This is a genomic window from Streptomyces fulvoviolaceus, assembly GCF_000718165.1.
Lineage (GTDB): Bacteria > Actinomycetota > Actinomycetes > Streptomycetales > Streptomycetaceae > Streptomyces > Streptomyces fulvoviolaceus.
Genome location: NZ_JOEY01000046.1, coordinates 12,348 through 38,195, shown reverse-complemented (window position 1 = coordinate 38,195; position 25,848 = coordinate 12,348). Strand labels below are relative to the sequence as shown.

21 protein-coding genes and 1 pseudogene are annotated in these 25,848 nt (G+C 72.2%); 11 read left to right on the top strand and 11 right to left on the bottom strand.

What is annotated here, in order from left to right; translation table 11 throughout:
* Nucleotides 1–7 precede the first annotated feature (7 nt).
* Nucleotides 8–433, bottom strand: a complete 426-nt coding sequence (locus IG08_RS56085) for a Zn-ribbon domain-containing OB-fold protein (RefSeq protein ID WP_052425045.1) — start codon at nt 431–433, stop codon at nt 8–10.
* A gap of 508 nt (nt 434–941) precedes the next feature.
* On the opposite strand from IG08_RS56085, the gene IG08_RS59425 reads away from it, so the two are divergent.
* The 5 genes from IG08_RS59425 to IG08_RS0139235 all read left to right on the top strand — a co-directional run bounded on the left by IG08_RS59425 (nt 942) and on the right by IG08_RS0139235 (nt 8,242).
* Entirely contained in the window at nt 942–1,721 is a 780-nt protein-coding gene (locus tag IG08_RS59425) for a serine hydrolase domain-containing protein (RefSeq protein ID WP_234343077.1), read from the top strand.
* A gap of 848 nt (nt 1,722–2,569) precedes the next feature.
* Nucleotides 2,570–4,372, top strand: coding sequence for a methylmalonyl-CoA mutase subunit beta (locus IG08_RS0139250; protein ID WP_030614496.1), 1,803 nt, complete (start codon nt 2,570–2,572; stop codon nt 4,370–4,372).
* Nucleotides 4,372–6,546, top strand: coding sequence for a methylmalonyl-CoA mutase (gene scpA / locus IG08_RS0139245; protein ID WP_030614493.1), 2,175 nt, complete (start codon nt 4,372–4,374; stop codon nt 6,544–6,546). The genes IG08_RS0139250 and scpA overlap by 1 nt, the downstream gene beginning before the upstream one ends.
* Nucleotides 6,543–7,541 (top strand): methylmalonyl Co-A mutase-associated GTPase MeaB, encoded by a 999-nt coding sequence (gene meaB / locus IG08_RS0139240; protein WP_030614491.1) that lies wholly within the window; start codon nt 6,543–6,545, stop codon nt 7,539–7,541. Before scpA ends, meaB begins: the two co-directional genes overlap by 4 nt.
* A 29-nt stretch (nt 7,542–7,570) precedes the next feature.
* On the top strand, nt 7,571–8,242 hold the full coding sequence (locus IG08_RS0139235; RefSeq protein ID WP_106981114.1) for a precorrin-8X methylmutase: 672 nt from the start codon (nt 7,571–7,573) through the stop codon (nt 8,240–8,242).
* A 10-nt stretch (nt 8,243–8,252) separates the two neighbouring features.
* Here IG08_RS0139235 and nicT read toward each other — a convergent pair whose 3' ends face one another.
* Nucleotides 8,253–9,332 (bottom strand): Nickel transporter NicT, encoded by a 1,080-nt coding sequence (gene nicT, locus IG08_RS0139230; protein WP_030614485.1) that lies wholly within the window; start codon nt 9,330–9,332, stop codon nt 8,253–8,255.
* A 188-nt stretch (nt 9,333–9,520) separates the two neighbouring features.
* On the opposite strand from nicT, the pseudogene IG08_RS0139225 reads away from it, so the two are divergent.
* Nucleotides 9,521–10,645 (top strand): annotated as a pseudogene (locus IG08_RS0139225) (cobalt-precorrin-5B (C(1))-methyltransferase); the annotation flags it as partial.
* A gap of 127 nt (nt 10,646–10,772) precedes the next feature.
* Here IG08_RS0139225 and IG08_RS0139220 read toward each other — a convergent pair.
* From IG08_RS0139220 to IG08_RS0139210, 3 genes are read right to left on the bottom strand one after another with little or no spacing between them, the layout of a single operon-like run.
* Entirely contained in the window at nt 10,773–11,780 is a 1,008-nt protein-coding gene (locus IG08_RS0139220) for an ABC transporter substrate-binding protein (protein ID WP_030614479.1), read from the bottom strand.
* Nucleotides 11,781–11,791: 11 nt separating this feature from the next.
* Nucleotides 11,792–12,559: an ABC transporter ATP-binding protein gene (locus tag IG08_RS0139215; protein ID WP_030614476.1), complete on the bottom strand. Its 768-nt coding sequence runs from the start codon at nt 12,557–12,559 to the stop codon at nt 11,792–11,794.
* A 2-nt stretch (nt 12,560–12,561) separates the two neighbouring features.
* On the bottom strand, nt 12,562–13,617 hold the full coding sequence (locus IG08_RS0139210; protein ID WP_030614473.1) for a FecCD family ABC transporter permease: 1,056 nt from the start codon (nt 13,615–13,617) through the stop codon (nt 12,562–12,564).
* Between the two features lie 374 nt (nt 13,618–13,991).
* On the opposite strand from IG08_RS0139210, the gene IG08_RS0139205 reads away from it, so the two are divergent.
* Nucleotides 13,992–14,993, top strand: coding sequence for an asparaginase (locus tag IG08_RS0139205; protein WP_030614468.1), 1,002 nt, complete (start codon nt 13,992–13,994; stop codon nt 14,991–14,993).
* A gap of 112 nt (nt 14,994–15,105) precedes the next feature.
* On the opposite strand, the gene IG08_RS0139200 is transcribed toward IG08_RS0139205, so the two are convergent.
* Nucleotides 15,106–16,305 (bottom strand): 4-hydroxybenzoate 3-monooxygenase, encoded by a 1,200-nt coding sequence (locus IG08_RS0139200; RefSeq protein WP_234343075.1) that lies wholly within the window; start codon nt 16,303–16,305, stop codon nt 15,106–15,108.
* A 62-nt stretch (nt 16,306–16,367) separates the two neighbouring features.
* Nucleotides 16,368–17,135 (bottom strand): IclR family transcriptional regulator, encoded by a 768-nt coding sequence (locus IG08_RS0139195; RefSeq protein WP_030614463.1) that lies wholly within the window; start codon nt 17,133–17,135, stop codon nt 16,368–16,370.
* A 227-nt stretch (nt 17,136–17,362) separates the two neighbouring features.
* On the opposite strand from IG08_RS0139195, the gene IG08_RS0139190 reads away from it, so the two are divergent.
* Both IG08_RS0139190 and IG08_RS0139185 read left to right on the top strand, forming a co-directional pair.
* Nucleotides 17,363–18,133 (top strand): SDR family oxidoreductase, encoded by a 771-nt coding sequence (locus tag IG08_RS0139190; protein WP_030614461.1) that lies wholly within the window; start codon nt 17,363–17,365, stop codon nt 18,131–18,133.
* A gap of 20 nt (nt 18,134–18,153) precedes the next feature.
* Nucleotides 18,154–19,242: an L-idonate 5-dehydrogenase gene (locus tag IG08_RS0139185; protein ID WP_030614459.1), complete on the top strand. Its 1,089-nt coding sequence runs from the start codon at nt 18,154–18,156 to the stop codon at nt 19,240–19,242.
* A gap of 41 nt (nt 19,243–19,283) precedes the next feature.
* Here IG08_RS0139185 and IG08_RS0139180 read toward each other — a convergent pair whose 3' ends face one another.
* Nucleotides 19,284–20,489 (bottom strand): DUF418 domain-containing protein, encoded by a 1,206-nt coding sequence (locus IG08_RS0139180; RefSeq protein WP_030614456.1) that lies wholly within the window; start codon nt 20,487–20,489, stop codon nt 19,284–19,286.
* A gap of 195 nt (nt 20,490–20,684) precedes the next feature.
* Here IG08_RS0139180 and IG08_RS0139175 point away from each other — a divergent pair, with 195 nt between their 5' ends.
* Nucleotides 20,685–21,353: a response regulator gene (locus tag IG08_RS0139175; protein ID WP_052425044.1), complete on the top strand. Its 669-nt coding sequence runs from the start codon at nt 20,685–20,687 to the stop codon at nt 21,351–21,353.
* A gap of 50 nt (nt 21,354–21,403) precedes the next feature.
* Nucleotides 21,404–22,522, top strand: coding sequence for a sensor histidine kinase (locus tag IG08_RS0139170; RefSeq protein ID WP_030614450.1), 1,119 nt, complete (start codon nt 21,404–21,406; stop codon nt 22,520–22,522).
* Nucleotide 22,523: 1 nt separating this feature from the next.
* On the opposite strand, the gene IG08_RS0139165 is transcribed toward IG08_RS0139170, so the two are convergent.
* From IG08_RS0139165 to IG08_RS0139155, 3 genes are all read right to left on the bottom strand, one after another.
* Nucleotides 22,524–23,402, bottom strand: coding sequence for an isocitrate lyase/PEP mutase family protein (locus IG08_RS0139165; protein ID WP_030614447.1), 879 nt, complete (start codon nt 23,400–23,402; stop codon nt 22,524–22,526).
* 10 nt (nt 23,403–23,412) lie between these two features.
* Entirely contained in the window at nt 23,413–24,618 is a 1,206-nt protein-coding gene (locus IG08_RS0139160) for an MFS transporter (protein WP_043456332.1), read from the bottom strand.
* A gap of 177 nt (nt 24,619–24,795) precedes the next feature.
* The gene (locus IG08_RS0139155; protein WP_078655909.1) at nt 24,796–25,803 is read right to left on the bottom strand and encodes a LysR family transcriptional regulator; all 1,008 of its coding nucleotides are present in this window, start codon (nt 25,801–25,803) and stop codon (nt 24,796–24,798) included.
* Between the last annotated feature and the right edge of the window lie 45 nt (nt 25,804–25,848).

The following is a 25,848-nucleotide window of genomic DNA, read 5'->3' as shown; positions in this document are numbered from 1 at the left end:
TTTCCCATTACCGCCAGCGCTCCAACGACGGCGCAGGGTGGGTGAGTTCGACGACGGGCAGTCCCTGGCCGAGGGGGGCGACGGACCGTACGACACTCACCCGTAGCCCCACCGCGACGGCGACCGGCGCCGTCCCGCTGACCTGACAGAGCAGGGTGAAGCCCTCGTCCATCGCGACGAACCACGTGTTGTGCGGGGTCTGGCCGTTCCGGCGCACGACGACACCGGACCCCTCGCTGCGCTCCCGTTTGAAGGTCATGGACCCGCAGGAACGGCAGTACGAGCGGCGGTAGGCCGGAGTGCCGCACCACAGGCAGCGCTGGAAGAGGAGTTCGCGGCGGACCGCCGGTGCGTCGGTCGTTGCGGCCGTGGCTGCGGCCTCGTGGCCTTCTCCGAACTCGGTGTCGTGTTCACGGGTGTCTGTCTGGAGCATCACGGCCTCCTGCACGCAGTCCGGTGACCGGAAACGGGCGGTCGGGATCCGATGTGGCTCCCTCACCCTGGCCCTGCCGCGGATCGCCGGTCAACGACGTACTGACGCATCTTTGTGCGCGGAATACGCTCCATTCACCGAGGTCGGAGCTGGTCTCCGGGCACTACTCTGCCTGTGTGAGTCAACGCCCCGGCCCTTGCTGCCGGATGCACTGGGCGACTTCGCCGTTCTCGGTCGCCCAGCACGGACGGGCGAGGTCAGGCCCCTTCGCCGCGGATGCGGCAGGGACCGGCTCCGGGGCCTGGCTGCGGTCCAGGGCGGTGTTCTCGGCGCGTTCGGCCGACCGTCGCGCAGCGGTACCGATGCCCATCGCGCCGATCGCTCAGTCCGGTCGTCGCCGAACCCCAGCATGGGCTGCGTGGGCAGGGACCGGCTCAATGAGCTCGCTCCCTGGCTTCAGGAGCCGGTAGCGCACCGCCGAACGACCGATATCTGGCGGAGGTATGAGGTGGACACCGTGACGTCGGGCCACGAGGGGGAGGTTCTGGAGGACGAGCCCGGAACCCTCGACCCCTGGGAGGGCGTGCGCCGGGCGGCGCTGGCGCGGGCCGTCCGCGCGCAGGCCGGGCGGCCGGTGCCGGGCATCGACGACATGGCGTCGTACCTCGACGCCCAGGTGTCGGACGCCTCTCACCGCGAGGTGGTGGGTCCGCTCCTCGACGGACAGGGCGCCGGCGGTGTCGTGGTGCGGCGCGGCACGGTCATCGCCTCGTGGGGCGACCCGACGCGTGCGGAGATGGCGTACAGCGCCACGAAGAGTGTCCTGTCCGTGGTGGCGGGCGTCCTGTTCGACGACGGGCGGCTGCGCCTGGACGAGCCGGTTTCCGAGTCGGTGGACCTTCCGCAGTTCGCGGGCGCCCACGGCCGCGCCATCACGTGGCGCCATCTCCTCGACCAGACCAGCCAGTGGGAGGGCGAGCTGTGGGGCAAGCCGACCCGGGTGGACGCGCAGAGCACCCGGGAGGGCACCGAGTCCGCGGGTGGCCCGCCCGGCGAGGGCTGGGCCTACAACGACGTCCGGGTGAACCTCACCGCGCTCGCGCTCACGGTCCTGGCGGGCCGTGCCCTGCCACAGGTGCTGCGTGAGCGCGTCATGGCGCCGATCGGCGCCTCCGACGGCTGGTCCTGGCACGGCTACGAGAACTCGGTGACCGAGATCGACGGCGCGCGCGTCCCGGTGGTGTCCGGTGGCGCGCACTGGGGCGGCGTCTGTGGATCAGCGCCCTAGGGGCCTGTCCGGCGGACCATGCCGGCGTCGCGGGGTCTGGCACGCACTCCCCCACTGCCTCAAAGGCGTGGGGGGACCCCCAGCCGCGTTGTCGTCGGTTGCCGACTCCCCCACGCTCGAACAACCTCGCGCGGGGGGACCCCCATCGCGTCGCCGCCCTCCTCCGCCTTGCAGCTGCACGCACCAGACCCCGCTCGGGTTGCCTGAAAAGCACCGTTTCTTGCAGCCGGCCTGATCCGCCGGACAGGCCCTCGACCTGGCGCGGATCGGCCGGCTCTGTCTGCGTGGCGGGGCCTGGGGCGAGCGGCGTGTCGTCTCGCGCCGCTGGATCGAGGAGCTGTGGACCCCCTGTCGGGTCAAGCCGAACTACGGCCTGTCCTGGTGGCTCAACGACGACCGAACGGTGTGGCCCGAGGCCCCCGGGACCGGTCGCTGCGCCCGCGGCAACGGCGGAGGCCATCTGCTGTGGGTGGACCCGGCGCGCGTGACCTGGTGATCAGCTCGCGGTGGGGCGCGGAGGTCGAGCGCCTGCTGGCCGAGGTGTCGGCGGCGGTGGCGCCCGACGCCCCGTAGCACTCCACCCCGGCTCGGCTGCCGGACCCCGGGGGTGTGGGCGGTGCCCTACCAGTCGAGCCCGTGCATCGCCCGCACCGGCTCGCGGAACTCCTCTTCGCCCAGCGCGGGCTGATCCGGCTCCGGGGGTCGTCGAAGCGGCCCCGTCGCCGGGCTTCCCCGCGGTGTTTTCTTCCCGGCCGACCGGTGCGAGGCCCAGGTCACAATCACGGAGAGGGCAAGGTCACAGCCATGCCCCCTGCTGCTCCTTTGCGCCTCTGGCCTAGCATCCGAGCATGACGGTCCTGCCTGACGACGGGCTTGAGCTGGCCGGCGAGTTTCCTGACGTGTCCCATGAGCAGTGGCAGCGCCTCGTTGCGGGTGTGCTGCGCAAGTCGGGCAAAAACGTCGAGGGTGCTCAGGCCGAGGAAGCCCTGTCCACCGCGCTGGAGGACGGGTTGCGCACCCGGCCTCTGTACTCCCCGCGCGACACCGCGCCCGAACCGGGCTTCCCGGGGTTCGCGCCCTTCGTACGCGGCAGCCGCGCCGAGGGGAACACCGTCGGCGGCTGGGACGTACGACAGCGGCACACGACGGCCGACGGCGTACTCGCGGACCTGGAGAACGGCGTCACCTCCCTGTGGCTGGCCGTCGGCGAGGGTGCCATCCCGGTGTCGTCGCTCGGCCGGGTCCTCGACGGCGTCTATCTCGACCTGGCGCCCGTCGTCCTCGACGCGGGGCCCGAAGTCGAGCCCGCCGCACGTGAGTTGCTCCGGCTGTACGAGGAGCGGGGAGTCGCCAAGGACGCGGCGCGCGGCAACCTCGGCGCCGATCCGCTCGGTCACGAGGCCCGCACCGGGCAGACGTACGACAGCGCGCCGGTCGCCGGACTCGCGCGGCTGTGCGCCGAGGAGTACCCGGGGCTGCGGGCGCTGACCGTGGACGCGCTGCCGTACCACGAGGCCGGTGGCTCGGCCGCCCAGGAACTGGGCAGCTCGCTGGCGACCGGGGTCGCGTATCTGCGCGAGCTTACCGAGGCCGGGCTGAGCGTCGAACAGGCCTGTGGGCAGCTGGAGTTCCGCTACGCGGCGACGGCCGACCAGTTCCTGACGATCGCCAAGCTGCGGGCCGCGCGCAGGCTGTGGGCCCGGGTGGCCGAGGCCTGCGGGGCGCCGGGCGCGGGGGCGCAGCTCCAGCACGTGGTGACCTCGCCGGTGATGATGACGCGCCGCGACCCGTGGGTGAACATGCTGCGCACGACCATCGCCACGCTGGCCGCCGGGGCGGGCGGGGCGGACGCCGTGACCGTGCTGCCCTTCGACCACGCGCTCGGACTGCCGGACGCGTTCGCTCGGCGCATCGCCCGCAACACGTCGACGATCCTGATCGAGGAGTCGCACCTGTCCCGGGTGATCGACCCGGCGGGCGGCTCCTGGTACGTGGAGCGGCTCACCGATGAACTCGCCCACGCGGGCTGGGAGTTCTTCCAGCGCATCGAGGGTGCGGGCGGCCAGGCAGCCGTCCTGCGCTCGGGGCAGCTGCGGGAGGATCTCGCGACCACCTGGCAGGCTCGCAGCGCGAAGCTCGCCAAGCGGCGCGAACCCATCACCGGCATCAGCGAGTTCCCGCATCTCGCCGAGAAGCCGGTCGTCCGCGCGAGCGCGCCCGAGCAGCCCTCCGGCGGGCTGCCGCGCGTGCGGCGTGACGAGGCGTACGAGGCGCTGCGGGCCCGCTCGGACGCCCACCTCGCGGCGACCGGCTCCCGGCCGCGCGTCTTCCTGGCCACGATCGGCCCGGCCGCCGCGCACACCGCCCGGTCGACCTTCGCCGCCAACCTCTTCCAGGCGGGCGGCATCGAGCCCGTCACGGAGGGCGCCTTCGAGGACAGCGGGGCCACGGAGGCCTGTCTGTGCTCCAGTGACGCCGTGTACGAGGAGCAGGCGGCGACCGTGGCCGCCGAGCTGAGGTCGGCAGGCGCCGCGCATGTGTTCCTCGCGGGCCGTCCCGGGGATCACCCCGGTGTCGACGCGTATGTCTTCGCGGGCTGTGACGCCGTCGCCGTCCTGTCCGCCACCCTTGACCGCATGGGAGTGTCCTGATGGGAATCCCCGACTTCTCCGGGATCGAGCTGGGGAGTCCGGCCGTCGCCGGTGGCGCCGACGAGTGGCGTACGGCCGTGAAGCGGGCCGCGGGCGGGGACGACCTGCTGTGGGAGACCCCGGAGGGCATCCCGGTCAAGCCGCTCTACACCGGGCAGGACCTGGAGGGCCTGGACTTCCTGGAGACGTACCCGGGCGCCGCCCCGTACCTGCGCGGGCCGTACGCGACGATGTACGTCAACCAGCCCTGGACGATCCGCCAGTACGCGGGCTTCTCCACCGCCGAGGAGTCCAACGCCTTCTACCGGCGCAACCTCGCGGCCGGTCAGAAGGGCCTGTCGGTCGCCTTCGACCTGCCCACGCACCGCGGCTACGACAGCGACCACCCGCGGGTGACCGGTGACGTCGGCATGGCGGGCGTGGCCATCGACTCCATCTACGACATGCGGCAGTTGTTCGACGGCATCCCGCTGGACAAGATGAGCGTGTCGATGACGATGAACGGCGCCGTGCTGCCGGTGCTCGCGCTCTACATCGTCGCCGCGGAGGAACAGGGCGTACCGCCCGAGAAGTTGGCCGGGACCATCCAGAACGACATCCTCAAGGAGTTCATGGTCCGCAACACCTACATCTATCCGCCGAAGCCGTCGATGCGGATCATCTCCGACATCTTCGCCTTCACCTCGCAGCGGATGCCCCGCTACAACTCCATCTCGATCTCCGGCTATCACATCCAGGAAGCGGGTGCGACGGCCGACCTGGAGCTGGCGTACACGCTCGCGGACGGCGTGGAGTACATCCGGGCGGGCCGTGAAGTCGGCCTGGACGTCGACGCGTTCGCGCCCCGGCTCTCCTTCTTCTGGGCGATCGGCATGAACTTCTTCATGGAGATCGCCAAGCTGCGGGCGGCGCGCCTGCTGTGGGCGAAGCTGGTGAGGCAGTTCGACCCGCAGAACCCCAAGTCGCTTTCCCTGCGCACCCATTCGCAGACCTCGGGCTGGTCGCTGACCGCGCAGGATGTCTTCAACAACGTCACGCGCACCTGCGTCGAGGCGATGGCGGCCACCCAGGGCCACACTCAGTCGCTGCACACCAACGCCCTCGACGAGGCCCTCGCGCTGCCCACCGACTTCTCCGCGCGCATCGCCCGCAACACCCAGCTGCTGATCCAGCAGGAGTCCGGCACGACCCGGTCCATCGACCCGTGGGGCGGCAGCGCCTACGTGGAGAAGCTGACCTACGACCTCGCCCGCCGGGCCTGGCAGCACATCCAGGAGGTGGAGGCCGCGGGCGGCATGGCCAAGGCCATCGACGCGGGCATCCCGAAGCTGCGCATCGAGGAGGCCGCGGCCCGTACCCAGGCCCGGATCGACTCGGGGCGGCAGCCGGTCATCGGTGTCAACAAGTACCGCGTCGAGACCGACGAGGAGATCGACGTCCTCAAGGTCGACAACTCCTCCGTGCGCACCCAGCAGATCGAGAAGCTGCGCCGGCTGCGCGCGGAGCGGGACGAGCGGGCCTGCCAGGACTCGCTGGACGCGCTCACCCGGGCCGCCGGCAGCGAGGGCAACCTGCTGGAACTGGCGGTGAACGCGGCCCGCGCCAAGGCCACCGTCGGGGAGATCTCCGACGCCCTGGAGAAGGTGTACGGCCGCCACGCGAGCCAGATCCGTACGATCTCCGGCGTGTACCGCAACGAAGCAGGCGAGTCCCCGTCCGTGGACCGCACCCGCACCCTGGTGAGCGCCTTCGCGGAGGCCGAGGGGCGCCGTCCGCGCATCCTGGTCGCCAAGATGGGCCAGGACGGCCACGACCGCGGCCAGAAGGTGATCGCCACCGCCTTCGCCGACCTCGGCTTCGACGTGGACGTCGGCCCACTGTTCCAGACCCCGGGCGAGGTGGCCCGTCAGGCCGTCGAGGCGGACGTGCACATCGTCGGGGTGTCGTCGCTGGCGGCCGGGCACCTCACCCTCGTACCGGCGCTGCGCGAGGCGCTCGCCGAGGAGGGGCGCGAGGACATCATGATCGTGGTCGGCGGGGTGATCCCGCCGCAGGACGTGCCGACCCTGCTGGAGATGGGCGCGGCGGCCGTCTTCCCGCCCGGGACGGTGATTCCGGACGCGGCGTACGACCTGGTGGAGCGGTTGTCGGCCGGCCTCGGGCACGACCTGTGATCGATGTCGACGCCTATGTGAAGGGCGTACTCGACGGGAAGCGGGCGCTTGTCGCCCGCGCCATCACCCTCGTCGAGTCCACGCGTCCTCAACACCGGGTGCTGGCACAGGAGTTGCTGACCGAGCTGCTCCCGCACAGCGGGCGGGCGCGGCGGATCGGCGTCAGCGGGGTGCCGGGGGTCGGCAAGTCGACGTTCATCGACGCGTTCGGCACCATGCTGACCTCGCTGGGGTACCGGGTCGCGGTGCTCGCCGTCGACCCGTCATCGAGCCGTACGGGCGGCTCGATCCTGGGCGACAAGACCCGGATGGAACGGCTGGCCGTCGACCCGGCGGCCTTCGTGCGCCCCTCCCCCACCGCAGGAACGCTGGGCGGCGTCGCCAAGGCGACCCGTGAGTCGATCGTGGTGATGGAGGCGGCCGGCTATGACGTGGTCCTCGTGGAGACGGTCGGCGTCGGCCAGTCCGAGACCGCGGTCGCGAACATGGTCGACTCCTTCCTGCTGCTCACCCTCGCCCGCACCGGCGACCAGTTGCAGGGCATCAAGAAGGGCGTCCTCGAACTGGCCGACGTCATCGCCGTCAACAAGGCGGACGGCCCGCACGAGCGCGACGCGCAGGCGGCGGCACGGGAGTTGGCGGGCGCCCTGCGTCTGATGCACGGCAAGGACGCGGCCTGGACCCCGCCCGTGCTCAGCTGCAGCGCACGGGAGTCGGCCGGCCTGGACACCGTCTGGGAACGCCTCGAACAGCACCGCACGCTGCTGGACTCGACCGGGCGCCTGGCCGCCAAGCGCCGGGACCAGCAGGTCGACTGGACCTGGTCGATGGTCCGCGACGAACTCCTCGGCCGTCTGCACGCCGACTCGGCGGTACGGGCCCACGCCCCCGCCCTCGAACAGCAGGTCAGAGACGGCGAGTTGACGGCCACGCTGGCTGCCGAGCGGATCCTGGGGGCGTTCACGGAGGAGCACGGCAAGGGTCACGGGAAGTGACCGTAGGTATGCTCGCGGGCGATCACCTCATGAGCCGTACGAACCCCGAGAGCAGCGAGAACAACACCGTGACCACGTACGACTACGAGAAGGACGGCGCGGCCATCTACCGCCAGTCCTTCGCCACCATCCGCGCGGAGGCGGACCTCGCGGGCCTGCCCGCCGACGTCAGCCAGGTCGTGGTCCGGATGATCCACGCCTGCGGAATGGTCGACCTCGCGGGCGACGTGGCCTACACGCCCGGTGTGGTGGCCCGCGCCCGCGAGGCCCTGCGCGCCGGAGCGCCGATCCTCTGCGACGTCCGGATGGTGGCCAGCGGCGTGACCCGCAAGCGCCTGCCCGCCGGCAACGACGTGCTCTGCACGCTCTCCGACCCGTCCGTCCCGGAGCTGGCCGCGAAGCTCGGCACCACCCGCAGCGCCGCCGCGCTGGAGCTGTGGCGGGACCGGCTGGAGGGCGCCGTGGTCGCCGTCGGCAACGCGCCCACCGCCCTGTTCCGGCTCCTGGAGATGATCGAGGAGGGCGCGCCCCGGCCCGCCGCCGTCATCGGCGTCCCGGTCGGCTTCGTCGGCGCCGCCGAGTCCAAGGACGCGCTCGCCGCGCACCCGTCCGGCCTGGAGCACCTGATCGTGCGCGGCCGCCGCGGGGGCAGCGCCATCGCCGCCGCCGCGGTCAACGCGATCGCGAGCGAGGAGGAGTGAGCGGCGGGCACTACGGGTGAGGCTCGGCCGGGACGGGCTGTGCCAGGCCTGCCGTCCACTTCTCCTCGATCCTGCCGACCTTCCACACCAGCAGGGCCACCGCCCAGGTGGCAAAGAACAGCCCGACGATGGCGTAGCCGACGGTGTTCAGGTCGAGGCCGGAGACCCAGTCCCAGAAGGGGCCGTGCAGATCCGCCTGCTCGGCGATCAGGCCCAGCAGTTCGACCGTGCCGATGAGGAGCGCGACGGCGACGGACAGGCCGGTGATCGTGAGGTTGTAGTAGACCTTGCGGACCGGCTTGGAGAACGCCCAGCCGTAGGCGAAGTTCATGAACGAGCCGTCGATCGTGTCGAGCAGCGACATGCCGGCCGCGAACAGGACCGGCAGGCACAGGATCGCGTACCAGGGCAGCCCGGAGGCGGCGCCCGAGCCGGCCAGGACGAGCAGGGCGATCTCGGTCGCCGTGTCGAAGCCGAGGCCGAAGAGCAGGCCGAGCGGGTACATCTGCCACGGCTTGGTGATCGACTTCATCAGGCGGCCCAGGAGACGGTTCATGAAGCCCCGCTTGTCGAGCTGTTCTTCGAGGGCGGCCTCGTCGAAGCGGCCGGTGCGCATCTGGCGGAAGACCTTCCAGATCCCCGCCATGATCACGAGGTTGATGATCGCGATGGCGTAGAGGAACGTCCCGGAGACCGTCGTACCGATCCAGCCGGTGACGCCGTGCAGCGTGGAGTCGTCGTTCGCCACCGGCCCGGCCAGCGCCTTCACACCGAGGGAGAGCAGGAAGGCCAGCGCGAAGACGATCGACGAGTGGCCGAGCGAGAACCAGAAGCCCACCGACAGCGGCCGCTGCCCCTCGCTCATCAGCTTCCGGGTGGTGTTGTCGATGGCGGCGATGTGGTCGGCGTCGAAGGCGTGCCGCATGCCGAGCGTGTAGGCGGTCACGCCGATGCCGATGCCGAACGTCTTCGTGCCGAGGCTGTAGTGCTCCGGGGCGACGATCACCACCAGCGTGAACCAGCCGATGACGTGCAGCGCCAGGATGAACGCGGCCATCCCGCCGAGGCTCGCCCACTCCCTGCGGGTCATCGAGGTGCGGATGCGCTGCCACGGGGAGGTGGTCATGGGGAGGCGGGCCTTACGTCTCGGCGAACGGCCGTTTTCAGCCGCGTACCCCAGGCTTCTGCGAAGAGGTTGCAGGTACAAGAATGGGGCGGCAAAGCCGACGTAAGGTTTCAGTCGAGAATCAGTATGTGCAGGGAAGCCCGGGTCCGTTCATGAGCAGCGAAGTGCAAGGCGTCGGCGAGGCCAAGGGCGGCCGCGGCGCCCAGCTCCAGCACACCGGCCTGCGCCCCGGCTGGACCACCGGAGCCTGTGCGACCGCGGCGACGACGGCCGCGTACACCGCCCTGCTGACCGGCGAGTTCCCCGACCCGGTGACGATCACGCTGCCCAAGGGGCAGACGCCGTCGTTCGCGCTGGCGGCCGAGGAGCTGACGGACGCGTACGCGATGGCCGGGATCGTGAAGGACGCGGGCGACGACCCGGACGTCACGCACGGGGCCATGGTCCGGGCCACGGTGCGGCGGCTGCCCGCCGGGACGGGGGTGGTGTTCAAGGCGGGGCCCGGGGTGGGCACGATCACCCGTCCCGGTCTGCCCCTGTCCGTCGGCGAACCGGCGGTCAACCCGGTCCCGCGCCGGATGATGCGCGACCACATCGCCCAGGTCGCGGCGCGGCACGGCGGCACCGGGGACGTCGAGATCACCGTCTCCGTCGACCACGGCGAGGAGATCGCCCGCTCCACCTGGAACCCGCGGCTCGGCATCCTCGGCGGCCTGTCGATCCTCGGCACGACGGGGATCGTGGTGCCGTACTCCTGCTCGGCGTGGATCGACTCCATCCGGCGGGGCGTGGACGTGGCGCGGGCGGCCGGGCGGACGCATGTCGCCGGGTGCACGGGGTCGACGTCGGAGAAGACCGTCGTCGCCGAGTACGGCCTCCCCGAGGACGCCCTGCTCGACATGGGCGACTTCGCGGGCGCGGTGCTGAAGTACGTACGCCGCCACCCCGTCGACCGGCTGACGATCTGCGGCGGCTTCGCCAAGCTGTCGAAGCTGGCGGCCGGTCACCTGGACCTGCACTCGGGCCGCTCCCAGGTCGACAAGGGCTTCCTCGCCGAACTGGCCCGGCGCGGCGGCGCCGACGAGTCGCTCGCCGCCGAGGTGGCGGACGCCAACACGGGCCTGGCCGCGCTGCAGTTGTGCGCGGCGGCCGGGGTGCCGCTCGGCGACCTCGTGGCGGCGGCCGCCCGCGACGAGGCGCTGGCCGTGCTGCGGGGCGCGCCCGTCGCGGTCGACGTGATCTGCATCGACCGGGCGGGCACGGTGGTGGGCCGGAGCGCTCCGCTGGTTATGCGGTTCGTTTGCCGCGGGCCGGTGGGGGCTGGTCGCGCCCACGCGGCGGAGCCGCATATCGATACAGCCCCGCGCCCCTTACGGGGCGCGGCCTGGGCCGCTTTGCCGGTCGTCACTCCTGCCCGGCCACCGTGCGCAGGTACGCGCCGAGGCGGGCGATGGCCGACGGGTTGCGGGGGCTCTCGACCAGGTCGACGTAGTCGAGGACGAAGATCCGCTTGTGCTTGACCGCCGAGACGTTGCGCAGGGGCGCGTAGGAGTGCAGGAACTTCTTCTTCTGCTCTGCGCTCACGTCGCCGTAGTTGCAGATGACGATGACGTCGGGGTCCCGCTCGACGACGCTCTCCCAGCCGACGGTGGTCCAGGAGTCGTCGACGTCGTGCATGACGTTGACGCCGCCGGCCTCGGTGATGATCTGCTCGGGGGCGGCGTAGCGGCCGGAGGTGAAGGGCTGGTCCTGGCCGCTGTCGTAGAGGAAGACCTTGGGCTTCTGCGCGGGCGCCTCGGCGTGCACGGCGGCGATCTGCTTCTTGAAGCCGGCGATCAGCGTGGCCGCGCGCTTCTCGGCGCCGAACAGCTTCCCGAGGTTGGTGAGGTCGGTGTACAGGGCGTCCAGGGGCGGCATGATGCCGCGCGAGGTCTTGGTACGGCCGTTGCGGCAGGACTCGGTGAGGATGTACGAGGGGATGCCGAGCTTCTTCAGGGTGTCGGGCGTGAAGCCGTTGTCGTCGCGGAAGCCATAGTTCCAGCCGGCGAAGACGAGGTCGCCCTTCGCGTCGAGGACGTTCTCCTTGGTGAGCTGGTCCTTGGAGAGCCACTTCACCTTGTCGTAGCCGTCCTTCCAGGGCACGCCGGTCAGGTCGCCCTTGTCGTCGGGCATGGCGAACCCGGCCATGCGGTCCTCCAGGCCGAGGGCGAACATCAGCTCGGTGATGCCGACGTCGTTGGTGACCACGCGCTCGGGGACCTTGTCGTAGGTGACCTTCTTGCCGCAGTTGGTGAGGGTGACCGCCTTGGCGGACTTGGCGTCCCCGTCCCCGGCCGACTCGACGGTGGCGCCGCAGCCGGAGACGGCGGCGGTCGCGGCGAGGCAGAGGGCGGCGGCGAGCAGCTTGCGCATGTGGGGGTTCCTCAGGTGGTGGTCGGGAGCAGGTCGAACAGGAGCTGGACGGCGCCGGTCTCGGGGTGCCGTACGGGATGGGCGCGGACCCCGAACACCTCGGCGAGCAGCGCGGGTCGGAGCACGTCGTGCGGTGGGCCGGAGGCGACGACCCGGCCGCCGGAGATGACGTACAGGAGGTCGCAGTGCGCGGCGGCCAGGTTGAGGTCGTGCAGGGCGGCGAGCACGGTGACGCCACTGGCGCGCACCAGGGACAGCACGTCCAACTGGTGGGCGATGTCGAGGTGGTTGGTGGGTTCGTCGAGCACCAGCACCCGGGGTTGCTGGGCGAGGGCGCGGGCGATGAGGACGCGCTGTTTCTCGCCGCCGGACAGGGCGAGGAAGCCGCGCTCGGCGAGGTGCTCCACACCGGTCCGGAGCATGGCCTGCGCGCAGATCTCCTCGTCGGACGCGGCCGTACGGTCCCGGTGCGGCAGCCGCCCCATGGCGACCACCTCGGCGACGGTGAAATCGAACTCGGCCGACGACTCCTGCGGCAGGGCGGCCAGTACACGGGCGGCGGCCCGGGGATCCATGGCGTGCACGTCGGTCCCGTCGAGCCGGACCACTCCCCCGGCAGCACGCAGCGCCCGGTACACACAGCGCAGGAGCGTCGACTTGCCGCTGCCGTTGGGGCCGACGAGCCCGACGAACGCCCCGCTGTCCACGGCCAGTCGGACGTCGTCGACGATCCTGGCGCCGGAGGCCTCGACCGTCACGCCCTCGATGTCGAGCCTCATGGTCAGCGGCCTCCGAACGCATAGCCGCCGCGCCGCATGAGCAGCAGGAAGGCGGGCACCCCGACCACCGCGGTGATCACTCCGACGGGCAACTCGGCGGGCGCGAGCAGGAGTCGGGACAGTACGTCCGCCCACACCAGCAGCACCGCGCCCACGAGCGGGGCGACGGCCAGCACCCGCCGGTGGTCGGCGCCGACCAGCATCCGGACCACGTGCGGCACCATCAGCCCGACGAACCCGATCGCCCCGCTGACCGCGACCACGGTCCCGGTCACGGCGGCGGTGACGAGGAACAACTCCCGGCGCAGCCGCCCCGGTTGGACTCCGAGCGCGGCGGAGGTCTCGTCCCCCATGGCGAGGGCGTTGAGCGACTCGGCCCGCCATCGCAGCCACGCCCACCCGGCCGCCACGGTCACCGCGGCGAGCGGCACCTGCGCCCAGGTCGCCCCGCCCAGGCTCCCCAGCAGCCACATCATCGCCGAGCGGGCCGCCTCGCCCCGGGCCGCGCCGAACACCATGACAGTGGTGACGGCCTCGAAGCCGTACGCCAGTGCCGTCCCGGTCAGGATCAGCCGCAGCGGGGTCAGCCCGTGCGGCGAGCGGGCCACCGCGTACACCAGCACCATCGCCGCGAGCGCCGAGGCGAACGCGGACACCGACAGCGCCCACACACCAAGGCCCGCGAACGCCCCGAGAAGGATCACGGCGTTGGCGCCCACCGCCGCGCCCGAGGAGATGCCCAGTACGAAGGGATCCGCGAGCGCGTTGCGGACCATGGCCTGCACGGCCACCCCGACGGCCGCGAGCCCCGCCCCGACGACCGCGCCGAGCACGACCCGCGGCAGCCGGATCTCCCAGACGATGGTGTACGCGGCGGCGTCATCCGTGTGCACGGTCCCGCCGGTGAGCCCCGCCCACAGGAACCGGAACACCTCCGCCCACGCGATCCCGGCCGCCCCGAGCGACACTCCGCACACGAGCGACACCAGGAGGAACAGCCCGAGCCCGAGTACCAGGGGCGGCAGGGGTATTCGGCTGGGAGTGGGGCTTCGGCGCACGGTCGGGGCGGTCCTTCGCCTGGGGCCGCCGGAGGAGCCTCACGCAAGGAGACAGCCCGTACGACGCGTTGGCCGCGCGGTCCCCTCTCGCAGTCCACGGCGAGCGTTCAACGGGTCGCACCACCCTCGGGCGATCGGGCTCGCGCGACAGGCCGTTCGGACGTCGCGCACACCGTTGCGGGTCAGCGCCGGACTCTCACCGGACTTCCCCCGCGGGAGGCAAGCGGAGCCTAACAAACGGCGCCCGCGCCCTTGTCGGCAGACGCGTCTCTCGCGGTCCGGGCGACTTCGCGGGGCCGCCCGATAGCCTGCACCGGACGATCCCCCGGGGCGCGAACCATTCGGCCCGAGACCCGTCGGAAAGTGGGGCGAGGATGGGCGCGACGAGGACGGTGGCCGTCTACTCTCTCGGCGGCACCATCGCCATGGCCGCCGATCCGGCGACCGGCGGAGTCGTCCCGGCCCTCTCCGCCCATGACCTGCTGGCCGCCGTCCCCCACCTGAAGGGCCGCGGTGTCGAGCTGCGCGTGCACGACTTCCGCCGGGTGCCCGGCGCCTCGCTCTCCTTCGGCGACCTCGCGGAACTCGGCGCGGCGATCGACGAGACCCTCACCGACGGCGATGTCGACGGAGTCGTGATCACGCAGGGCACCGACACGATCGAGGAGACGGCGTTCGTCCTCGACCTGCATCACGGCCACGAGCAGCCGGTCGTGGTCACCGGCGCCCTGCGCAACCCGACCATGGCCGGCCCCGACGGTCCCGCCAACCTGTACGCGGCCGTGCTCGCAGCCGCCGCTCCCCAACTGCGGGGCGCCGGTGTGCTGGTGGTCCTGAACGACGAGATCCACGCGGCGCGCCACGTCCGCAAGTCCCACACCACGAGCCCCGCCGCCTTCACGTCACCCGCCGCCGGGCCTCTCGGCCGGATCGCCGAGGACGGTGTACGGCTGACTGCCGCGCCGCCCCGCCGGTTCGGACCGTTGGCGTGGCGGCGGGGCCGGGACGTGCGCGTGGGCCTGTACACGGTGAGCCTCGGCGACGACGGCGAGCTGCTCGCGGCGTGGGAGGGCCGGTGCGACGGGCTCGTGGTCGCCGCGTTCGGTGTCGGCCATGTGCCGCAGCGGCTGGTCGAGAGCCTGGAACGGCTCGCCGCGCGGGTCCCCGTGGTGCTCGCGTCGCGCATCGACAACGGCCCTGTCCTGACGGGTACTTACGGCTATCCCGGCTCCGAGAGAGACCTGATCGGCCGGGGGCTCGTCCCGGCCGGGGATCTCGGCCCGTACCAGGCACGCCTCCTGCTTCACGAACTGCTGGCGCAGGGTGACTCGGACCGCGAGGCGATCGCCGAGGGGTTCGCCGCCTTCGCGCGCTGAGCCGCCGGGGCGCTCCGCTGGAGGTGCCGCGTTGTGCCGTCGTTCGTCTGCGGCGGCATCGTGGCTGGTCGCGCGGTTCCCCGCGCCCCTTGGGGCGCTGCCGAACCGCTGCTCAGGGGTCCACCCCCGTCATGAGTTCCGCGAAGGTGCGGGCGGCGGAGGGCAAGGTGAAGAGCCGGTCGAGCCGGGCGCGGGCGAGGCTGCGGTGGAAGGGGCCGGAGCGGGTGTCGTCGCCGGCGTCGTGGAGCGTCCGGGTCAGCCAGTGGGAGAACTCCTGGTCGCTCCAGACGCGGCGCAGACAGCGCTGCGAGTAGGTGCGCAGGGCGGTGTCGTCGTGGTCGCGGACGGAGTCCCGGACCGCGCGGGCGAAGAGATCGGCGTCGTAGAGAGCGAGGTTCATGCCCTTGCCGCCCATGGGCGAGACGATGTGGGCGGCGTCGCCGACGAGGTAGAGACGGCCGTACTGCATGGGGTCGTGGACGAGGCTGCGGAGCCGGAAGATCTCGCGGTCGGTGATCGGGCCGGCGGTGAGGACGGGGTCACCGAGCCGGATGCGCAGTGCGTCCCAGACACGGGTGTCGGGCCAGGCGCCGGGGTGGTCCTCGGGCGGGCACTGGAGGTAGTAGCGACTGCTGTACGGGCCGCGGGGGAAGTGGGCCGCGAAGCCGTCCGGGCTGACCGCGAGGAGCGGGTGGGCCGGGGGCGGGGCGTCGGCGAGGACGGTGAGCCAGCCGATGCCGTGGTCGAAGGCGTGGGCGGTGAGGACGCCGTCGGGGACCGCGCTACGGCTGATGCCGTGGTCGCCGTCGCAGCCGGCGACGAAGTCACAGGTGAGGGTGCGGAGGGTGCCGTCGGGGGTGCGGTAGCGGACGGTCGGGCGGTCGCCGGTCAGGTGGTGCAGGGAGACGTCGGCGGCCTCGAAGCGCAGGTCGCCGCCGTCGGCGAGGTAGGTGGCGGTGAGTTTCTGGACCAGTACCTGCTGGGGGCAGAGGACGGCCGTAGGGCCTTCGGAGCCGTCGTTGTCGGAGACCAGATGGCTCTCGCCGTCCACCCGGATGTCCAGGATGCCGTCGTGCGGGGCACCGCCGAGGACGCGGTCGGCCAGCCCCCAGGAGTCGAACATCCGGACGGCGCGGGTTTCGACGATGCCGGCGCGCTGGCGCTGTGCCACGTACTCGCGGGTCTGGCGTTCCAGGACGACGCAGTCGATGCCGCTGCTCCGCAGCAGGGCGGCGACGGTCAGACCGGCCGGGCCCGCGCCGATCACCGCGACGGTGGTGGACTCCGTCAACTCCGTTGCCTCTTCGGCCACTTGGGCACCTCCGAGGGCAGCGTAACCGAGCGGGGACCGGAGGGACCCGCTCACGTGCGGCCTCAGCGAGCGGGCAGCCGTACGCCCAACTCGGAGGCCGCCGCCTGGAGCAGCGGCACCATGGCGACCAGGTCGTCCAGGCTGCGGCGGAAGGCGGGGGCGGCGGTGGAGAGGGCGGCGAAGAGGCTGCCGTCGGGCCGCAGGATCGGGACGGCCACCGCGCGCAGGCCGGCGTGGTGCTCCTCGTCGGCCGTGGCGTAACCGCGTTCGGCGGCGCGGGCCACGTCCTCGCGCAGGACGTCGCGGTCGGTGATGCTGTTCGGTCCGTACGGCGTGAGCTCGACGCGGTCCAGGAGGTCGGCGCGTACGTCCTCGGGCGCGAAGGCGATGAGGACCTTGCCCATCGAGGTGCAGTGCAGCGGACCGTGGCGGCCCGGCTCGCTGCGCACGCCGACCGGCATGGGGCCGTCGACGTAGTGCACGTACAGGTGCCGGGTGCCGTCGAGGACGGACATCAGGGTGGCTTCCTCGGTCTGCCGCGTCACGCGCTGCATCACGGGGAGGGCGGTGCCGGCGAATCCGTACGCCTGACCGGCCTGCTGGCCGAGCTGGAACAGCCGTAGACCCGGCTTGTAGCGCTTGCCGGCGGTCTCGAACTCGACCAGGCCTTCCCGGCAGAGGGAGTTGACCAGCCGGTGTGCGGTGCTGACGGGGACGCCGCTCGCGCGGGCCAGTTCCGACAGCGTGATGCCGTGCGGATGCTCGCCGACCAGGACGAGCAGCCGGATCGCCCGGCCCACGACATCGGCGGGGACTTCGCTGGTAGTCACGGCGGCAAATTACCACTCAGCGGAAAGCGATCCCACCCAGTGGTTGACATCGCGCGCCGACGATGCCAACGATGTTTTCCATTGAGCAGACATTGTTTCCATTCAGTGGAAAAGCGAGGAGTGGCGCGGATGACAGTGCTCATCACCCGGCCCGCCCCGCGCCTACTCCGCTGCCCGGGGAGTGCCGCGTTGTCCGGCGCCCCGAGCCTGGCTGAAAGGACGAGTGGATGAGCCACTCCCTCTTCGACGTCACCGGCAAGGTGGCCCTGGTGACCGGATCGAGCCGCGGCATCGGCCGGGCGCTGGCCCAGGGGCTGCTGGAGGCCGGCTGCACGGTCGTCCTCAACGGCCGCGACGCCGTCACCCTGGAGGCCACCCGCAAGGAGCTGGCCTCGGAGTTCGGTGAGGCGGTCCGCGCGGAGGCGTTCGACGTCACCGACTCCGCCGCGGTCGCCGCCGCCGTCACCCGGATCGAGGACCTCGCCGGGCCGATCGACATCCTGGTGAACAACACCGGTGCCCAACGCCGCGCCCCCTTCCTCGACTTCACCGACGAGGACTGGCACGGGCTGCTCGACACCAACCTCACCAGCGCCTTCCTCGTCGGCCGCGAGGTCGCCCGGCGCATGGTGCCCCGCGGCCACGGCAAGATCGTCAACATCTGCTCGCTGCAGAGCGAGGCGGTGCGCCCCGGCATCGCGCCCTACTCGGCCACCAAGGGCGGCCTGAAGATGCTCACCAAGGGCATGTGCGCCGACCTCGGCCCGCACGGCATCCAGGTCAACAGCATCGGCCCCGGCTACTTCGACACCGAACTGACCTCCGCGCTGGTCGCCGACGAGGAGTTCAGCGCGTGGGTGCGCAAGCGGACCCCGGCCGGTCGCTGGGGCAAGGTCGAGGAACTCGTCGGCGCCCTGCTCTTCCTCTCCTCACCGGCCTCCGACTTCGTCAACGGGCAGCTGCTGTACGTCGACGGCGGCATGCTCTCCGTCCTGTGAACGCCAAGGAGCCTTCCCTCATGCACGCGTGTGTTGTCCACGGAGCCGGCGATCTGCGGGTCGAGCAGCGGCCGTACGACGGTCCCGGACCCGGCGAGATCGCGGTCACCGTCGCGCTCGGCGGGATCTGCGGTTCGGATCTGCACTACTACCACCGGGGTCGGGTCGGGGACTTCGCCCTCCGGGAGCCCATGGTGCTGGGCCACGAGGTGGTCGGCCATGTCGCCGCCCTCGGGACCGGCGCGGTCGGACCGGCGGTCGGCACCGCCGTCGCGGTTCATCCGGCCACCCCGTGCGGCACCTGCCGCGAGTGCGCGGGCGGCCGGCGCAACATCTGCGCCCGCACCCGCTACCTGGGCAGTGCCGCCCACACTCCGCACGTCCAGGGCGGGTTCGCCCAGCTCATCAGCGTGCCCGCCGAGCAGATACGGCCGCTGCCGCCCGGGCTGAGCCTGCGGCGTGCCGTGCTCGCCGAACCGCTGTCGGTGGCGCTGCACGCCGTGCACCGGGCGGGCGAGGTCCGGGGCCGGCGGGTCCTGGTCACCGGCGCCGGTCCGATCGGCTGCCTCGTCGTGGCGGCGCTGCGGCACGCGGGCGCCGCCGAGGTCGTCGTCAGCGACCTCCACGACGAACCTCTGCGGATCGCCACCGAGGTGGGCGCCACCGGCACGGCACGCGCGGACCGGCCAGACGATCCGGCCTGGTCCGGCTCCGGTTCCGGTTCCGGCTCCGGTTCCGGCTCCGGCTCCGGCTCCGGCTCCGGCTCCGGTGATTTCGACATCGCCGTCGAGGCGTCCGGGGCACCGGCGGGGCTGCGGACCTGCGTCGAGCGGGTACGCCGTGGCGGGACCGTCGTACTGCTGGGGCTGCTGCCGCCCGGTGAGGTGGGGCTGCTGGGCAATGTCGCGGTCACCCGGGAGCTCGCACTGCGCGGGGCCTTCCGCTTCGACACCGAGTTCGACGAGGCACTGGCGCTGCTGGCGCAGGGACTGCCCGTGGAGCCGGTCCTCACCCACACCTTCCCGTTGGAGCAGTCCGTCGCCGCGTTCGACGTGGCCCAGGACCGCACGGTCGCCTCGAAGGTGCTGCTGGATCTCTCCGGTTCATAGTGTCGTCGGCGGTGAAGGTCCACGCCGTGCCGGTGAAGTCGTCACCGGACCAGCTCGGCCGGCTTGGTGGCCTTGCCGAGCAGCCACTCCAGGGGACCGCGCCGGAAGTACCGGGACCAGAGCGTCGCGAACACGGTGACCGCCACGACGAAGCCGAGCAGGACGTGCAGCGGGGACCCGGGCAGGTCCTCGATGCCGAGGAGGCGGATGCCTACGACGTGGAAGACGTAGGCGGTCAGGGACATCGCGCCGACCGCGATCACCGGGCGGGCGAGCCGGTGGAAGCGCGGGGAGGAGTCGACCGCTGCGAGGCAGCCGACCAGGACCGTGATCGCCACGCCCGTGTTGGCCAGGACCGACAGGGTCGTCTCGCTGTGCGGGGAGGCCACGAGCAGGCCGAGCGGGGTGTCGCCGCTCGGCCAGCCCCAGGTGTCGGACCACCACGCCGACGCGACCGAGCCGCCCTCGCTCCCGTCGGACGTGCCGAGCGTGACCATCGCGCCGGGGACCAGGTGCAGGGCCAGCCAGGAGCCGCCGTGGCCGAGCACGGCGAGGGAGACACCGGTGATCGCGAGACGTGTGCGGACGGCGCTGGCGGTCAGGTCGAGGCGGGCCACGGCCATGCCTGCAATGACGAACGGGATCCAGGCCAGGGCCGGGTAACTGCCGGTGAAGAGGAGCGAGACGAGGCCGTCGGCGCCGGTCGGCCAGGTCCAGATGCCGCCGGGTTCGCCGGAGTTCAGCGCGTGCTGGACGACGTAGAGGATCTGTGGCAGGACCAGCGCACTCGCTCCGGCGATGATCGCGAGGGTGCGGGCGCCGAGCCGGTACAGCGGCAGGACGAGCAGGAAGTACAGGCCGTAGAAGGCGAGGATCACCTCGACCGGGGTGTCGGTCAGGGTCAGCGCGGTGCCCAGCGCCAGCAGGACGAGCGCCCGGATCACCACCTTGGCGACCGCCTGTCGGCCCGCGCGGCCGGTCTTCGGGGCACGGCGGCCGGTGATCAGCAGGAGCGAGAAGCCGGCCAGGAAGGCGAAGAGGGCGGAGGCGCGGCCGTGCGCCAGCTCCATCAGGTGGCCGGTGACACCGCCCTCGGCCGGGTCGGGGCCGACGTGGGCCGCGTACATCCCGAGGACCGCGAGGCCGCGGGCGAGGTCCACGCCGATCAGGCGGCCCACGGGGGTTCGGCCGCTCTGCGGGGCGGTGGTCGGCGTCGCGAGCGCCGATTCCTGTGCGTTGCGGGTCATGTCTCCCAGGCTGGGAAGCGGCCCGGCCACGGAGTATCCGGCAGCCGTCCGGTCCGTACCCCCTGATCGGCGGGAACCGTCCCCCCGGGTGGCGGGACTGTCCTGTCAGGGCCCCTCACCGGGCAGTGCCCGTCCTACGGTTGACGCAGACACCCGCGCAGACGACGGCAAGGCGGAACGCTCGTGATCCGGGTAATGGTGGTCGACGACGAGGCCCTGGTGCGGTCCGGCTTCCGGCTCATCCTGAGCGCGGCCGACGACATCGAGGTCGTCGCGACCACGACAGGTGGGGAGGCGGTCGACGCCGTCCGCGCGGAAGGCCCCGACGTCGTCCTCCTCGACATCCGGATGCCGGACGTCGACGGCCTGACCGTGCTGCGGGAGCTGCGCGCCCTGCCCGGGCCGCCGGTGGTGGCGATGCTGACGACGTTCGACGCCGACGAGTACATCCTGACCGCGCTGCGCTCCGGCGCCGCCGGGTTCCTGCTCAAGGACACCGAGCCCGATCAACTCGCCCAGCTGGTACGGACGTTGGCGGCGGGCGGAGTCGTCATGTCGCCGAAGGCGTCCCGTGCCGTCTGGCAGAGCCACCCCGGGGCCACGGCGGTCGACGACGAGGAGGCCGCCCGGGTGGGACGGCTGACCGGACGGGAGCGCGAGGTGCTGGTGCTGATCGCGGAGGGGCTGTCCAACGCCGACATCGGCGGCCGCCTCCACCTCAGCGCGGGCACGGTGAAGGACCACGTCAGCGCGATCCTCACCAAGCTGCGGGTGGGCAGCCGGGTGCAGGCGGCGCTGCTCGCCCAGCGGGCCGGGCTGCTCGACGACGACGCTCCGCGGCGCTCGTCGGGGTCCGGGCGATGAGGACACCCGAGGCGAAGAGCAGGCCCAGGGTGCAGAGCGGGTCCAGGGCGATGACCGCGCCCAGAGCCTGGTGGGCCCGCATCCCCGCCCCGGCCGTCGATGCCGTCGTCGTCGCGATCGCGGCCGTGGACGTCTGGATCAACCTGTGGGACGCCTCGCCCCTCGTGACGGCGGTGGCCGCCGCGGGCTGTGCGGCGCTCGCCCTCCGCCGCCGCTTCCCACTCGCGGTGTTCGTGTGCACGCTGCCGGCCCTCCTGATGCTGGACATCGTGTTCGCCCCGTGCGCGGCCCTGTTCACGCTGGCCGAGCGGTCCCGCAACCGCCGTCTGCTCGTCGTGTGCGCCGTGCTGTTCGCCCTCGCCTCCGCCGCCCCCTGGCCGCTGACCGACGTGTCCTCGCACGAGCGCACCTGGACCCTGGTCGACTTCATCTACACGCTCGCCACGGCCACGGCGCCCATCCTGCTGGGCCAACTGGTCCAGGCGCGGCGGGACTTGGCGGGCCGGCTCGTCGAGATCGAGGAGTCGCGCGAACACGAGCGGCTGCTGCACTCCCAGGCCGTGCTGGCCCGCGAACGCGCCCAGCTCGCCCGGGAGATGCACGACGTCGTCTCGCACCAGGTCAGCCTGATCGCCGTACAGGCCGGAGCGCTCCAAGTCGCCGCCAAAGAGCCGGAGTTCAAGGAGGGCGCCCGCACCATCCGCGCCCTCAGCGTCGACACGCTCGACGAGCTGCGCCACATGGTCACGCTGCTCAGGGCCTCCGGCGGGCGGGCCACGGAACTCACCCCGCAGCCCACCCTCGCCGACCTCCACAAGCTGGTCACCACCAGCGGCATCGACGCGGAGCTGACCGGCGAACTCCCGCCGGGCATCGGCACACCCGGGCAGCGTGCCGTCTACCGCACTGTCCAGGAGGCCCTGACCAACGTCCGCAAGCACGCGCCGGGCGCGACCGCGGCCGTTCGCCTCTGGAGCACGGACGACGACTTCGGCGTGACCGTGACCAACACCGCGCCCACCCGTCCCTCCCTGCCCCTGCCCGGCTCGCGCCAGGGCCTGGTCGGGCTCAGGGAGCGCGCCGAACTCCTCGGCGGAACCCTTGAGTCGAGGCCCACCTCCGACGGCGGCTACGAGGTGATCCTGCGGGTTCCGGCCCACCCGGACTGACTCAGGTTCCGCCGCGGAAGAGGTCGTTGAGCTCCGTCTGGGAGAGCTGGTCGGCGGCGTAGGAGAACGTGCCCCGTTCCGCCAACTCCCGTGCGGCGCCCAGCAGGTGGCGGTACATCGCGCGGGCGATGCTGCCGCCGACCGTGACCCGCCGTACGCCGAGCTCCCGCAGGTCGTCCAGGGACAGTGCGTTGCCGGTCAACCCCATGACCACGTTGAGCGGGCCGTCGAGTTCGCGCACCAGCGTGCCGATGGTGGTGGCGTCGGCGGCACCCGGCACGAAGGCGCAGTCGGCGCCGGCCGCCAGGTAGGCGTTGGCCCGCCGGATGCTCTCGTCGAGCGAACCGCCCACCAGCAGCACATCGGTCCTGCCGACCAGGACGAACGGCTCACCGCCGGCGTCCACGGCGGCCCGGGCGGCGCGGATACGGTCCACCGAGAGCTCGGCGTCGTACAGCGGCCGGGCGCGGTCGCCGGTGAAGTCCTCGATGTTGCCGCCCGCGGCGCCGGCCGCGAGCGTCATCGAGATCGTCGCCGCGACGGTCTCGGGCGCCTCGCCGTACCCGTCCTCGAGGTCCGCGCTCAGCGGTACGGCGATCCCGTCGGCGATCTCGCGGACCCGGCGCATCATCGTCTCGCGGTCGACGCGGCCCTCCGACTGCTCCCCCTTCTCGTTCTCCTTCTCGCTGTCGGCGAAGAAATCGTGGTCCGGGCGGCCGAGGGAGAAGGCGACGCCCGCGCTCGTGGTGGCCACGGCCGGGAAGCCTGCCGCCTGAAGGATGCGGGCGCTTCCCACGTCCCATGCGTTGGGGAGCAGGAAACACCCCGCCCGGTGCAACTCGACGAATCGTTCGGCTCGTTCTCGTTTGTCGATGTCCACACACCCGAATCTAGACGACCGACGACGCCCGACGTCCGGCCCACAGCAGACCGCATGCCGTCAGGGCCGCGGCGAGACCCAGCAGGCCGACGGCGGCGGCCAGGCTGCCGGTCGCCGACTCCACGGCGATCAGCACGAGCGGGCAGACGAACTCGCCCCCGAAGAAGGCCGCCAGCCACAGCCCGGTGCCGCGCCCGCGGTCGGCGTACTCCAGCTTGGACAACGCCACGGTGAGCAAGGACGGCAACAGCACACCCGTACCGAGGCAGTTGAGCACCGCACCGGCGATCAGGAGCACCGGGCTGGTGGCCAGCCCCATCACCACGAACCCGAGCGCGCACAGCGCGAAGACCACGGGCAGCCTGCCGGCGGGCTCTCCGGGCAGCTTGGTGAAGGCGATCGAACCGGCCACGGTGGCCGCGCTGGCGAGGGCGGTGGCCAGGCCGATGGCGCCGGTGGACTTCACGCCCAAGTCGTCCATCAGGTACGACATCTCGACCGGCACGGTGTAGAAGACCATCGCGCCGAACACCGTCAGCGCGCAGATGCCGGCGAGCCGCCGGACGGGGAACGGCCGCTTCTCGTCGGCGAGTTGGCCCGAAGGCAGACCGGGAGCGGGCTTGGGGAGCGCGACCGCCATCGCCGGGGCCAGCAGCAGGCCGACGGCGTACATCCAGAAGGGGGCGCGCCAGCCCGCCGAGCCGAGCGCTCCGCCGACGGCGAAGAACGCGGTGGCCGAGGCGGAGGCGCACATGGTCTGCAGGGCGAGGTAGCGGTCCCGGACCCGGCCCGAGTAGTAGTCGCCGATCAGGGTGGTGCAGCAGGTCATGATCGCGGCCTCGGCGATGCCGACCAGAACGCGGGTGGCCACGATGGCGCCGAGTGAGTCCAGCCAGAGCGGGGCGGTGCCGAACACGGCGTACAGCACGGTCGCGACGACCAGCAGGCGTTTGCGGCCCAGGCGGTCGACGACGACGCCGGCGAACGGGGCGAGCAGGGCGAGGGCGAGGGCCGGGACGGTCAGGACGACGGGGACCAAGGTCTTGGCACCCGGCACCGAGTCGAAGTGGTCCTGCATCTTCGGCAGTACGGGCGCGATGAGGACGGCACCGAGGACGGGCAGACAGCTGCCGGCCATGAGGAGCGTGGCGCGCAGCCGGCCCCCTGCGGGGACGGTGCCGGAGGCGGGCGCGGACAGGGAGACGGATCCGGGCATGCGGGACTCCACGAGCGGTGGCGGGGGTGCGGAGCCGTACCGCCGCCATGGCCGTGCGCCGTGGTGCGGGGCGCAGCCGCACCCGAGGGGAATGAGCCCGAAGCCCGAGCGGTGAGCGAGGCGGGCAGGGCGGGCATCAGGAACTGCCCCGACTATGGGCCAGCCCGCCCCCGCCGCCTAGCCCTCACGCGATCGATCTCCCGGATCACCTTCATCCACCGCCTGGATGACCTGCCCGGCCACCCCCTGGACGGCTCGCCCGGCCACCGCCGTCCCGACCCGCGCGGCCACCGTCGCTCCCACCCGCGCCGCCGTCTCCCGCAGCCAGATGTGCGCGGCGTCGTGGGTGTGCACCGGATGCCACCACAGGGCTTCCTGCAGCGGTACGGCCTCATAGGGGGCCCTCATGATCCGCACGGGGGCGAGGCCGCCCAGACGCTCGGCCAGGAGTTCCTGGACGAGTGCGATACGGCGGGTGCCCGCGACCATGAACGGCAGCAGCGTGAAGCCGTCGACGGACACCTCGACCCGCGGTTCGATGCCGAGCATGGCGAGCTGGCGGACGGCCGGGGCGTCGTAGGTGCGCCGGTACGTCACCCAGGGCAGCCGCGCCAGATCGTCGCGGGTGAGCTGGTCACCGACCTCGGGGTTGTCGTCGGCGACGAGGAAGACCCACTGGTCCTGGTAGAGCTCGGTGGCGGGGAAGTCGCTGATGATGCCGTGCGGCATGAGCAGGCCGTCGGTCGTGCTGAGCAGGGTGCCGGTCTGCTCGACGATGCCGGGCGGCGTCTGGACGAAGCGCAGTCGGATGCCGGGCGCCTCCCGGTGGACCGTGCGGGCGAGTTCGGCTCCGAAGACGGCGACCGCGTAGTCGGAGGCCACGATCGTGAACTCGCGGGACTCGACCGCCGGGTCGAAGTCGGCCTGGCTGGTGAAGAGGCGTTCCAGCAGGTCGCAGGCGGTGGAGGTGCGGTCGAGGAGGACCTGACCGAGGGCGGTGAGCTCGTAGTGGCCACCGACGCGGGAGAGCAGCTCGTCGTCGAAGTGGCGGCGCAGGCGGGCGAGGGCGGCGCTCATCGCGGGCTGGCTGAGGCCGATCCGCCGTCCGGCACGGGTGACGTTGCGTTCCTCCAGGAGCGCGCGCAGGGCGACGACGAGGTTGAGGTCGAGGCTGGCCAGGTTCACTGCGTGCTCCCCATAAACGGGACGGATGATCCGCATCCACAGAAT